Origin of the sequence: Streptomyces sp. NPDC057137 (genome assembly GCF_042670825.1) — a bacterium.
GTDB lineage: Bacteria > Actinomycetota > Actinomycetes > Streptomycetales > Streptomycetaceae > Streptomyces.
In genome coordinates this window covers 23446-35253 of the sequence record NZ_JBHUUW010000035.1, presented here as the reverse complement: position 1 = coordinate 35253, position 11808 = coordinate 23446, and the positions used below count along the sequence as shown (strand labels likewise).

General features: G+C 71.8%; 13 protein-coding genes. 8 read left to right on the top strand and 5 right to left on the bottom strand.

The genetic code is table 11. The features are described 5' to 3' along the window. Positions 1-38: 38 nt before the first annotated feature. The 5 genes from ACFT9I_RS25060 to ACFT9I_RS25040 all read left to right on the top strand — a co-directional run bounded on the left by ACFT9I_RS25060 (position 39) and on the right by ACFT9I_RS25040 (position 4456). Complete coding sequence (locus ACFT9I_RS25060) at positions 39-1295, top strand: DUF5624 domain-containing protein (protein ID WP_382567657.1); 1257 nt, start codon at positions 39-41, stop codon at positions 1293-1295. After that, positions 1292-2113, top strand: a complete 822-nt coding sequence (locus ACFT9I_RS25055) for an HpcH/HpaI aldolase/citrate lyase family protein (RefSeq protein WP_382567656.1) — start codon at positions 1292-1294, stop codon at positions 2111-2113. The genes ACFT9I_RS25060 and ACFT9I_RS25055 overlap by 4 nt, the downstream gene beginning before the upstream one ends. Continuing rightward, positions 2094-2969, top strand: coding sequence for an amidohydrolase family protein (locus ACFT9I_RS25050; protein ID WP_382567655.1), 876 nt, complete (start codon positions 2094-2096; stop codon positions 2967-2969). Before ACFT9I_RS25055 ends, ACFT9I_RS25050 begins: the two co-directional genes overlap by 20 nt. 107 nt (positions 2970-3076) lie before the next feature. Further along, entirely contained in the window at positions 3077-3772 is a 696-nt protein-coding gene (locus ACFT9I_RS25045) for a GntR family transcriptional regulator (RefSeq protein ID WP_382567654.1), read from the top strand. Between the two features lie 183 nt (positions 3773-3955). After that, a complete protein-coding gene (locus tag ACFT9I_RS25040) occupies positions 3956-4456 on the top strand; it encodes a Rieske (2Fe-2S) protein (RefSeq protein WP_382567652.1) in 501 nt (166 codons plus the stop codon). Between the two features lie 7 nt (positions 4457-4463). On the opposite strand, the gene ACFT9I_RS25035 is transcribed toward ACFT9I_RS25040, so the two are convergent. Next, a complete protein-coding gene (locus ACFT9I_RS25035) occupies positions 4464-5387 on the bottom strand; it encodes a LysR family transcriptional regulator (RefSeq protein WP_382567650.1) in 924 nt (307 codons plus the stop codon). Positions 5388-5460: 73 nt separating this feature from the next. Between ACFT9I_RS25035 and ACFT9I_RS25030 the strand changes: the two genes are divergently transcribed. Then, positions 5461-6507 (top strand): DMT family transporter, encoded by a 1047-nt coding sequence (locus ACFT9I_RS25030; protein ID WP_382567648.1) that lies wholly within the window; start codon positions 5461-5463, stop codon positions 6505-6507. Here the strand turns inward: ACFT9I_RS25030 and ACFT9I_RS25025 are convergent. Further along, positions 6498-7829 carry an aminotransferase class I/II-fold pyridoxal phosphate-dependent enzyme gene (locus ACFT9I_RS25025; protein WP_382567647.1) on the bottom strand — a complete coding sequence of 444 codons (1332 nt, stop codon included), beginning with the start codon at positions 7827-7829 and terminating at the stop codon, positions 6498-6500. The two genes, ACFT9I_RS25030 and ACFT9I_RS25025, sit on opposite strands and share 10 nt — an antisense overlap. 35 nt (positions 7830-7864) lie before the next feature. Between ACFT9I_RS25025 and ACFT9I_RS25020 the strand changes: the two genes are divergently transcribed. After that, positions 7865-8545, top strand: a complete 681-nt coding sequence (locus ACFT9I_RS25020; protein WP_382567645.1) for a pyridoxamine 5'-phosphate oxidase family protein — start codon at positions 7865-7867, stop codon at positions 8543-8545. 25 nt (positions 8546-8570) lie between these two features. Here the strand turns inward: ACFT9I_RS25020 and ACFT9I_RS25015 are convergent, their stop codons facing one another. The 3 genes from ACFT9I_RS25015 to ACFT9I_RS25005 all read right to left on the bottom strand — a co-directional run bounded on the left by ACFT9I_RS25015 (position 8571) and on the right by ACFT9I_RS25005 (position 11376). Then, positions 8571-9554, bottom strand: a complete 984-nt coding sequence (locus ACFT9I_RS25015; protein ID WP_382567643.1) for a DMT family transporter — start codon at positions 9552-9554, stop codon at positions 8571-8573. Between the two features lie 161 nt (positions 9555-9715). Further along, positions 9716-10741: a DMT family transporter gene (locus ACFT9I_RS25010; protein WP_382567641.1), complete on the bottom strand. Its 1026-nt coding sequence runs from the start codon at positions 10739-10741 to the stop codon at positions 9716-9718. 83 nt (positions 10742-10824) lie between these two features. Next, positions 10825-11376, bottom strand: coding sequence for a Clp protease N-terminal domain-containing protein (locus ACFT9I_RS25005; protein ID WP_382567640.1), 552 nt, complete (start codon positions 11374-11376; stop codon positions 10825-10827). A 233-nt stretch (positions 11377-11609) separates the two neighbouring features. Between ACFT9I_RS25005 and ACFT9I_RS25000 the strand changes: the two genes are divergently transcribed. Further along, a complete protein-coding gene (locus ACFT9I_RS25000) occupies positions 11610-11804 on the top strand; it encodes a hypothetical protein (protein ID WP_382567638.1) in 195 nt (64 codons plus the stop codon). Positions 11805-11808 lie beyond the last annotated feature (4 nt).

The following is an 11808-nucleotide window of genomic DNA, read 5'->3' as shown; positions in this document are numbered from 1 at the left end:
CGTCTCCCCCCGCCCGCAGCAATCGGAGAGAACGCACCATGGCCTCATACGAGAGTCCTGAACTCATCGACCTGTTCACCACCTACACCGCCGGCCCCGACTCCATCGGCGCGCATCTGCGCGAGGCCGCCACGCGCGCCACCGACGGCGATCCGCTGCTCGTCGTGACCGGCGCGGACATGGCGCTCTACCCCGGCGACGGCCGCGCGCCGACCGTGCTCGGCTTCCGTCTGTCCACCCGCGGTTTCAAGGAACTCGCCGCCGTCTCCCACCTCGGCCCCGCCCTGGCCTCACTGGTCGCCCTGCGCGAACAGGACCCCGGCGGCGACGGCGACGGCCCGGCGGTGTGGCGGGCGGACGCGGAGCGACTGCTGAGCCAGGTGCGGCGCTCGCGCGCGGCCAACAGTCCGGGACTGTGGCGCGACGTCATCGCCGCGCCCGCCTACGCGGGCCGGGAACGGGCCATCGCGGCGATGGTCGACCACACCTGCGCCATGACCGAGCGCTATCTCGTCCGGTGCCTCGACGACCCCTCCTACCTCAACCACCGCTCGCTGCGCGAGTGTTATCTGGAGGACAGCGACGACCCCGGGCAACCGGTGTCCTTCAACCGGGTCATGGTCGCCACGTTCTTCCTCGTCGGCATGGACACCGCCCATCGCCTCATCGCCTGGTGCGACAGCCAGGCGATCGACTGGTCCCGCACGATGGTGGTCATCGCGGGCCAGCAGGGCCGGCCGACGGCGGGGGTGACCTGGCGCACGAGCAGCGTCGCGGCGATCGTGCTCGCCGCCTCGCGGCGCGAACTGCCCCTGGACCGGCTGTACATGGCGCCGCACGCCCCCGTGTTCCGCACTCCCGTCGACGGCGACCTCAGTGAGGTGGCCGCGCTGGAGCCGGTCATGCGCGCCCTGTGGTCGGGGACCCGCGCGACCGTCGAACTCGGCGCCTCGATGTTCGACGGCTATCCGGCGTTCTCCCCCGGCGATTACGGCGATTACGGCGAGCGAGAACGCCGCACGTCCGACGAGACCGCCACGGTCACCGAGATGCCCCCGATCCGCTCCGCCGACGACTGGTTCACGCTGGTCACCCGGCTGCGCCTGGTCATGGAGGACCCCCGCCAACTGCTCTCCGGCGCCGTCAGCGACTACGCCGCCCAGCAGCTCGTCGCCCACGACAACGACCCCCTCGCCATCACCGTGCCCGGTCTCGACGGCGAGCCGTACCCCGAACCGCCTTACGAACAAGGTGAGTTCGAGGACGACCGCACCACGGGCGGAGCCGGGTCATGACCCCCACGACGCACCCGGCCCCGGCACGCGGTCCGTTCCTGGACCGCCTCCACGCGGGCGAGTTGACCCTGATGCTGGGAATCCGTACCAGCCGCACGTCCGACGTGGTCCACATCGCGCACTCGACCGGCCATCACAGCATCATGGTCGACCTCGAACACTCCACCATGTCGACCGACGTGGCCGCCCAGCTCTGCGCCGCCGCCGGCAGCCTCGGCATGACCGCGCTCGTACGGATCCCCGAGCGCGAGTACGGCATGATCGGCCGCCTGCTGGACGGTGGCGCGCACGGTGTCGTCGCGCCTCGTATCGAGACACCCGAGGAGGCCGAACAGGTCGCCCGCGCCTGCCGTTTCCCTCCGCGCGGCCAGCGCTCACAGACCACGATGGTCCCCCAGCTGGGCCTGCGCCCCACGCCCGCACGGGAGTTGAACCCGGCGCTCGACGACACCACCGTCGTCCAGGTGCTCCTGGAAACACCGGCCGGCATCGCGAACGCCGACGCCATTGCCCGGCTGGACGGTGTGGACATGCTCGGCATCGGCGCGAACGACTTCACCGCGGAGCTGGGCGTACCGGGGCAGTACGGGGATCCACGGCTGCGCGACGCGGTCGTGACGGTCGCCGAGGCGTGCCGGCGCCACGGAAAGCTGATGATGATCGGCGGTGTCGCCGACCGGGCGGTCCTCGACTCCCTCCTCACGATCGGCGGCTGCCCGCTCCGGCTGACCGGGACCGACACCGCGTTGCTCTATCAGGCGGCCGACGCCAACGCCCGTAACGAGAGGGAGACCCACCATGGCCCCATCGCCCCTTGAGACGACGCCCATGCGCGCCGCCGAGACCAACACGAGGCCGCGCTTCGCGGTCCCGCCCGACAGCTGCGACACGCACTTCCATGTGTTCGAGCCCGGATACGCCCATGTGCCCGATCCGCTCTACACGTTCCCGGACGGCACGCTGGAGCAGTATCTGGCCCTGACGCGACAGCTCGGTATCCGGCGCATGGTGCTGGTCCAGCCGACGTACTACGGCACCGACAACAGTCTGCTGCTCCATGTGCTGCGCGCGGCGGGGCCCGACTGCCGGGCGGTCGCGCGCGTCGAGGACGACGCGGGTGTCGAGGAACTCGACCGCCTGCACGCGGCGGGGGTCAGGGCGATACGCCTCGATCTCTTCGCCCGCGCCGACTGGCCGACCGCGGACATCGTCGCGTACGTCCGGCGGATGGCGGTCCTCGCACGGCAACGCGGCTGGCACCTCCAGTTCTACGCGCCGGGCACGGTGGTCCGGGATCTGCTGCCCTTCCTCGCCGATCTGGAGGACAGGTTCGTCATCGATCACATGGGCTACATGAAGGAGTCGGACGGGCTGACCCAGGCCGACTTCGACCGGCTGCTGCGGGTCATGGACGGAGGCCGGTGCTACATCAAGCTGTCCGGTCCCTACCGGATCGCCAAGGACAAGCCCCTGTCGGTGGTGGGGCCCATCGGACGGGCCCTGGTCGCGGCGCGCCCCGACCGGCTCGTCTGGGGCTCGGACTGGCCCCATCTGCCGGACGGGGGGCGCGACACGGGCGAGTTGCTGAACCTGCTCGCGGACTGGGCGCCCGACGAGGCCGACCGCCGTCGGATACTGGTCGAGACACCCGCGAGACTGTTCTTCGCGGACTGACCGCCGGTGTCGTCGGGCGCTCCGGCGCCGTCCGGCTCCACCCCGCGCGGCCGTCCCGGTTCCGCCCCGCGTTGCCCTGAGGTTGGAATGCAATGTATACATACAGCATGCCTTCACCCCGCGACCGTTCCACCGAGCGACCAGGGATGCACAACCAGGCCGAACTCGCCTACCGGCGACTGCGCGAGCGACTTCTGTCCGGCCAGAACGACCCCGGCGACCGGCTCACCGAACTCGACCTGTGCGAAGAACTCGGCATGAGCCGCACCCCGGTCCGCGAGGCGCTGCGCCGCCTCCAGAGCGATGGGCTGGTCACCTCGACGGGCCGGGGCGTGGTGGTCAGCTCGCTCTCCCCGCAGGAGATGCGGCACGCCATGCAGCTCCACGGCGCCCTGGACGCGCTGGCCGCGAAGCTCGCCGCGACCGCCCAGCGCGACGGCCGGCTGTCGCCCGCCCAGCTCGGCGAGTTGAAGGACGCGTCCCGCCACGCGGCGAGGGAGGCCGGGGACGGGGGCACCGCCGCCGACGCGTGGCGTGCCAATCTCGACTTCCACATGCTGCTGGCGCGGCTGTCGGGCAATCCTCTGCTGGAGGACGCGCTCGACCGTATCTGGGCGAGGTTCGCGATAGTCAGCCGCACCAACATCAACCGGCGCCGGGACCTGTCGCCCGGCCAGCACGACGCGATCGTCCGGGCGATCGTCGCGGGGGATCCGGAGGCGGCGGAGGCAGCGGCGGCCGAGCACGTGCACGAGGCGGCCGCGGCGTCCGACGGCGACGCCGCCGAGCACGACGTCAACTGAACACGACGTCAACTGAACACGACGTCAACTGAACACCCGGGAATCCGCCCCTCCCCCGCACCTGATGTCCGAGGGAAGTCCTTGAAACTTTGAGAAAATCTTCCCGGGCTTGAACACCGCGCCCCAGCGGTGCGTACCCCTAAGGAACCGGCCGCCGGAGCCGGGCACGGACAGGGAGCAGACATGACGGGAACGCAGGGCACCGCGCCGACGGCCACCGGCCGGACGGTGGCACGCCGTACGGTCGTCGCGGCGGCGGGCGCCGTCGGCCTGGGCGCGGCACTCGTCGCCTGTGGCTCGGACGACTCGGCGGAATCCGCCGCCGAGAAGCCGGCGGGCAGCGGCGGGACGGACGACGGCGCGAACGGCGACAGCGACGGCGGATCCGGCGGGCAGGGAGAAGTGCTCGCCAAGACCGCCGACATCCCGGAGGGCGGCGGCAAGGTCTTCGAGGACAAGGGCGTCGTGGTCACCCAGCCGGCGGCCGGTGAGTTCAAGGCCTTCTCCTCCGTGTGCACCCACTCCGGATGCACGGTGGGGGACATCTCCAACGGCACCATCACCTGCCCCTGCCACGGCAGTCAGTTCGACGCGGCGGACGGCAGCGTGAAGAAGGGCCCGGCGAACAAGCCGCTGGGCGCCACCGCGATCACCGTCGAGGGAGACTCGATCTCGCTCGCCTGACGAGCTGTCAGTCCTTCGCCGGCTCGGCCGACTTCACCACCCCCGCCGCTTCTTCGAGCGCCTCGACCGCCGCCCTGATCGACGGGCGGCGGTCGGCGTCGGCGCGCCACACCGCGTACACGTGCCGGAACATCTTCTGCCGTACGGGCACCACCACGACGTTCCCGGGCAGTTGCCCGCGCCCCAGCCTCGGCGCGACACAGACCCCCAATCCGCCGCCGACCAGCTCCAGTTGGGTGTGCTGCTCACCGGCCATGTGCTCGATCCGTGGCTCGATCCCCTTCGAACGCAGCGTGAACACCAGCCACTCGTGACAGAACTCGCCCGTCGGCCAGGACACCCACGAGTCGTGGGCGAACTCCTCCAGATCGACATCCCGCCGGTCCGCCAGCGGGTGATCGGCCGGCATCGCCACATCGGCGGCGTCCTCCAGCAGCGACGCGGTCGCGAGCCCGCCGGGCACCGGCAGCCGTTTGTTGTTCCAGTCGAGTACGACGGCGAGATCGAGATCGCCCCGCAGGACCTGCCGGATCGCGCCGTCCGGCTCCAACTCCAGTGAGCGCACCCGCAGATCGGGATGCGCCTTGCGCAGCGAGGCGAGCGCGACGGGGAACAGACCGCGGGCGGCCGTGGGGAACGCGGAGAGCCGCACCTCACCGACCGCCTGACCGCGCTGCGCCTCGATGTCCGACTGCGCGAGTTCCACCTGGGAGATGATCCGTGCGGCGTGGTCGGCGAGCAGCCGTCCCGCGTCGGTGAGCCGGACGCCGCGCCCGTGCTTGGTGAGCAGTTGCTGGCCGACCTCCCGCTCCAGCTTGGCCAGCTGCTGCGAGACGGCCGATGTGGTCACATGGAGCCCATCGGCGGCGCCGCTCACCGAGCCGTGCCGGGCGAGTGCGTCCAGGATCCGCAGTCTCTCCAGATTCAACATGTAAGCGATGCTACGTGAACGGGTCGAGTTATTCTCGCTTGTCCTAAGAGGTCGCGACCCTCATCGTTGCCGTATGACCACAGCGACCCCGCCCCGCACCGGGCGCGCCGGATCCTCCGCCACCCCGTCCCGCCGCACCCCGATCGACTGGCGCATCCGGTTCGGCGTGCTCTCGCTGATCTGGGGCTTCAGCTTCCTGCTCATCAAGGTCGGCACCCAGAGCTTCGCGCCGTTCCAGGTGACCTTCGGCCGGCTGTTCTTCGGTACGGCGGTCCTGGCTGTCGCGATAGCGGTACGGCGCGAGCGGCTGCCCCGGGGCCTGCGCACCTGGGGCCATCTCACGGTGGCGGCGTTCATCCTCAACGCCGTGCCGTTCTCGCTCTTCTCCTACGCCGAGCTGACCATCCCGTCGACACTCGCGGGCATCTGCAACGCCACCTCGCCGCTGTGGGGCATGCTGCTCTCGCTCGTGGCGCTGTCCGAGGACCGCCCCACCCGGCGCCGGGTGGGCGGCCTGGGTCTCGGCTTCATCGGCGTACTGACCGTGCTCGGCGCCTGGCAGGGTTTCTCCGGGCTGGACTTCACCGGTACGGCCATGGCGCTGCTGGCCTCGCTCAGCTACGCCGTCGGCTGGGTCTATGTGCGCCGTACGCTGGCGGGCAACGGCAGCTCCCATCTCTCGCTCACCGGCGCCCAGTTGTTCATGGCGACGCTGCAACTGGCCGTGGTCACACCGCTGTTCACCGATCTACCGACGTCCTTCCCGGTGGTGCCGCTGCTCGCCGTGGTCGCGCTGGGCAGCCTGGGTACGGGCCTGGCCCTGGTGATCCAGTTCGGTCTCGTGGCCGAAGTGGGCCCGACGACCGGTCAGATGGTCACGTACTTCGTCCCCGTCATCGCGACGGCCGCCGGCGTGGCCGTCCTCAACGAGCCGCTGCACTGGAACACCCCGGTCGGCGCGGTCATCGTGCTCGTCGGCGCCGCGCTCACCCAGAACAGGAGCAGCGGCTCCCGCACCGCGCGCAAATCCGAACCGGAGCCCAAGCCCACGCCGACACCCGCGACCCGGTCCCCGGCCCTGGCCTCAACTCCCGCCCCGCTCACCGCGGATCAGCCGTAGCTCCGCGCCGGCGCGGCCCCCGCCGCGTCGGCCACCGCGTCCGCGACCGCCTCGATCTCCTCCTCCGTCAGGGCCGACACCGTCAGCCGTACGGCGGGACCCGCCGCCACCCGGAAGCGCGCCCCGGGCGCGACCGCCCACCCCGCGTGCAGCAGCCGGGCCACCGCACCGGTCTCCTCGGCCACCGGCACCCACACGTTCATCCCGCTCCGCCCGTGCGCCTCGACCCCCCGCTCGGCCAGCGCCTTCACCAGCGCGTCACGCCGCTCGCCATAAGAACGGGCGACGTCAAGAGTGTCGACCGCGTCCGTCGTCCACAGCTCCACGACCGCCCGTTGCAGCAGTCTGCTCACCCAGCCGGGCCCGAGCCGCTGACGGCCCGTCACCCGGTCGACTGTCACGGCGTCCCCGGTCAGCACGGCCAGCCGCAGATCGGGGCCGTACGCCTTCGCCGTGGACCGGACGAGCACCCAGCTGTCCGTCACGCCGGCCAGCGGATGGAGCGGCAGATCGACGATGCGGTGCCCGTGGTCGTCCTCGATGAGGAGTACGTGGGGGTGGGCCGCCAGCACGGTACGCAGCTCCCGCGCACGGGCCGCGCCGACGGCCGCCCCCGTCGGGTTCTGCGCCCGGTCGGTGACAACGACCGCGCGCGCCCCGGCCCGTAGCGCCCGCTCCAGCTCCGTCGGCAGCGGCCCGTCGTCGTCCAGCGCCATCGGCACCGGCCGCAGCCCGAGCGCGGGCACCAGGTCGAGCAGGCCGCCCCAGCCCGGGTCCTCGACGGCGACGGCGTCGCCCGGCCGCAGGTGCGCGGCCAGTACGCGCTCGATCGCGTCCAGCGAGCCCGAGGTGACGGCGACCGGCCCGTCGGGCACGCCGTCCTCGTCCAGCCCGGCGCGGGCGAGACGGGCCAGCTCGGGAAGGACGGCCGCGTCCCCGTACCGCCCCGGCCGCTCCGCGTGATCCCGCGCGGCGGCCGCGAGCGCGTCGTGCAGCGGCGGCAGCAGGGCCGGATCCGGATTGCCGTCCGACACCTCCCGTACCCCCGCGGGCGCGTCGACCCGGATCGAGCCGCGCGACGTACTCGACGGGCGCGCCCGTACACGGCTGCCCCTGCGGCCCGCCGTCTCGATGACACCCCGGTCGCGCAGTGTGCGGTACGCGGCGGCCACCGTATTGGGATTGACCCCCAGCTCCAGCGCCAACTCCCGCAGCGGCGGCAGCGATTGGCCGGGCGCCAGGTGTCCGGCGCCGATCCCCCGCTCCACGCTCGCGGAAATCTCGGCGGCGCGCCGCCCTTCGATCCGATACTCTCCTAGCACAAAGAGAACTATGCACTAGTACATAGGAGAACGCAATGCCGGAGCCCACGTCCTCCCCCTCCGCCGCCTACCGCCCCACCGACCGCACCGTCCCCACCCGCTCCGCCAACCGCGCGTCGTACGACCGCGAGCTGGTGCACGGGATACTCGACGAGACGTACCTGTGCCATCTCGGATTCGTCCGCGACGGCGCGCCGGTGGTCCTCCCCACCCTCTACGCACGGGTCGGCGAGCGGCTGTACGTGCACGGCTCGACCGGCTCCCGGCCGCTGCGGATGGCGGGCGACGCGGCGGACCCGGGCCTCGCCGTCTGTCTGACGGTCACCCATGTCGACGGTCTGGTGCTGGCGCGCTCCGCCTTCCACCACTCGATCAACTACCGCTCCGTCGTGGTGCACGGCACCGCGTACCAGGTGACCGATCTCGACGAGCGGCGCGCCGCGCTCGACGCCGTCGTCGACCATGTGGTGCCCGGCCGCTCCTACGACTCGCGGCCCGCGAACGCGAAGGAGCTGGCGGCGACCGCCGTCCTGAGCCTGGACCTCGCCGAGGTGTCCGCCAAGGTCCGCACCGGCGGGCCGAACGACGAGCCCGAGGACCTCTCGCTCCCCCACTGGACGGGTGTGGTGCCCGTCGTACGCGGACACGGCACACCCGTGCCGGCCGACGACCTGGACCCGGCCGTCGGCCTGCCCGACTATCTCTCCGTGCTCTGACGCGTGCGCCCGCCGCGCGGCGGGGTCACGCGAGAACCGTCGCCTTCCGCCGGTCCGACGCGAGTCGCGCCTCGGCCGTGGCGAGCCCCACCACGGCGGCGAGCAGCAGCAGTGTCCCCACCACCGTGGCGGCGGTCAGCCGTTCACCCAGCAGCGCCACCGCGATGACCGCCGCGCTCACCGGCTCCAGCAGCATGATCACGGAGACCGTCGCGGCGCGTACGACCGCCGCGCCCGCGAAGTACAGGGCGTACGCGAGGGCCGTCGGCACCGCGGCGACGTACAGCAACAGCCAGAGCACCTGCGCCGGTTCGGCCGTGTGCGGCAGCAGTCCTTCGGCGGCCGCGAGCGGCACGACGCACAGTGCCGCGACGGCGAACGCCCAGGCGGTGGTGACGAGCGCGTCGGCCTTGCCGCCGTCGCGGCCGAGCCGACGCGTGAGCAGGGTGATCGCCGCGTAACCGGCCGCCGACAGCAGCGCGTACGCGACGCCCAGGGGACGTACCGTCGCTCCGTCACCGCCGAGGACCAGGACGGCGAGACCGGCGAGAGCGCCGACGACGGCGAACAGACCGCTGCCGCCGAGCCGTTCGCCCATGGTCAGCCGCGCGCCGAGCGCGATGAGCACGGGCCCGGCGCCGAGGGTGACCACGGTGCCGACGGCGAGACCGGTCTCCTCGACGGCGGCGAAGTACGCGCTCTGGAAGACGGCGAGGCCGACGCCCGTACCGAGAACGCGGATCAGCCGGCGACGACGCGGCTCGGCGGTGGTCACCGGGGCGACGGGCGTCGCGACGCGCCCGCGGCGCAGCGCCAGTGCGCCGAGCAGCAGCACGAGCCCGCCGACACAGCGCCAGAAGGAGAGGGAGAGCGGACCGATGTCGCTGACGCGGTAGACCAGCGAGGCGGCGGCGCCGGCGGTCCCCCAGGCGACACCGGCGACGACGAGATAGAAGAGGCTGCGCCCGACCGACAGGCCGGGAGCAGCTGGAATCGCGGAAATCGACACGTGACTTCTCCGTGTGAAGAACGGGTTGGTGGTCGCTCACTGCGTCTCGCGGGCAGCGACGAGCCGCTCGGGGACTGCCCGAGCCCGGTCTTCGTCAGCGGATGGCCGCCCGCGGTCAGACGGCGGGAGGCGGAAGTACGGTCAATCGCATGATCGGCAGCCTATGTCGCCGTCCGGCCGGCGGACAACCCGTCCTCCTCGCCGACCACTTCAGCCACATCGCCCGCCTCGGCGCCCAACAACTCCGTGTCGCCCACTCCCCCGGCCCGCGCCGTCGTCGTGGACGTCTGGGCGATGAACGCACCGACGAGCACCACGAATCCGCCCAGGATCTGCGGCGCCGAAAGGTGCTCGCCCAGCAGGACCCACGCCAGCACGGTCGCGATGACCGCTTCCAGACAGGCGACGACCCCGGCCACCTGCGGCGAGAGCCTTCGTACGCTGACCACGCCCGTGCCGTACGCGAGCACGGTGGCCACCAGCACGATCCAGCCGAGCAGCAGCGGCGCGGCGACGTGCGACTCGCCCATGTCGACTCCGCCCGCCAGCAGCGACCAGTCCATGCCCCACGGCCGGGCGACGACGGTGAGGACGAGCGTGCCGATGAGCAGCCCGTAGGCGATGACGCCCAGCGGATCCACGGCCTCGGCCGGATCCGTCGGGTCGCCGCCCTGGTCGGAGAGGAGGAAGTAGCCGACCTGGCAGCAGGCCGCGCAGAGCGCCAGCAGCAGGCCGATCACGTCGAAGGAGAGCCCGGCCCACACCTCGACCACACAGGCGAGTCCGCCGACGGCCAGGACGACACCGACAGCCGCGGCGCGGGTGACGGGCCTGCGCCGGACGAAGCGCACCCAGAGCAGGACGAGCGCCGGCGCCAGATATTCGACGAGCAGCGCGACACCGACGGGGATTCGGGAGAGCGAGGCGAAGTAGAAGGCCTGCACGCCCGCGACGGCGAACAGCCCGAAGCCCGCCAGCAACGCGGGCCTGCGGCGGACCAGATCCCGGTGGCGCCAGGCGAGAGGCAGCATCACCAGCGCGGCTCCCGCGACCCGGAGCCAGACCACATGGAGTGGGTCGAGCCCCGCCTCGATCAGCGGCTTGGCCGCGACACCTGATCCACCGAACGCGAAGGCCGACAAGAGCGCGAGTCCCAGGCCGACGCTTCTCCCCTGAGACGCGTGCATGGACACATCATGTCAGTCGACGTCAGGAGCTTCAGCACTTTTACGCCTGTCGAGACGGGCCGTGACTCCAGGATCGACAGCGGTCACACTCCGTGAGACGCGTCCGCGATACGGCTGGTCAGTACGCGCGCGTCCACTCCGGCCCGCTCAAGCACCTCGACCGCACGGCAGGCGTGGTCGGACGCGAGCGCGGTCAGCAGATCGAGGCCGCCGGCCCGTGGCTCGCCGCGCCGCCGGGCGCGTTCGACGGTGCCCTCCATGACGGTGACGGCCGACGGCGACCAGCCGGGAACTCCGGGCGCCGACACGATCGGGACCGAACCCGATTCCTCCACCGTCCCCTGCCAGCGCAGCCCGTAGCCGATGCTCCGCTGGACGAGATAGCCGAGAACGCGGGCGACCTGCGGCCCACCGTCGAACGCGGCGCGCACCTCGGAATCCGACTCCAGGAGCGAGTGGAGGAGATGGGCGGTGTCGATCTGCCGGTCACCGTCGCGGTGCGCCCTCCTGCGCGCACCCGACACGACGGCCGCGAGCTCGGCGGAGAGTCCGTCGTCGATGTCCGCGCGGATCGATACGGCGGAGACAACGGTCGAATCGGACTGTTCGGGCAACCACGGGGTAGGGCTCTGCACCCTCTCACCTCATCACCCGGCCGACGGGTGGACATCCCCGGTGGGGAGCATTCGAGCATCCCACCGAAGTCGTGCACAGATGTGCGACCTCTCCTCCTTACGAATGAGATCCGGCTTCAACACGGGGCAGGGGCGCGCGCCCTCTTGCCTCACGCCTCTCACGCAACCGTCGCGCGGGGCCACTCGTCCCATTGGTACAACGATGTCGCGACGAGACCGCGGGAGCAGATCCGATGTGCTGGATGGTCGCCCTGCTCGCCGTGGACGGACAGCAGTACGTGTACCGCGTGTACGCCCCCGCCGACGCCCTGCGCGGCGATGTCTTCTGGGCCGCGTTCCACTGCCACGACGAGGGGCCGCACCCCCGGGCGAGCGACCGTTTCGACTCGGCGGAGTTCTGGCAGCTCCTGCCGGCGGCCCGGTCATGACGAA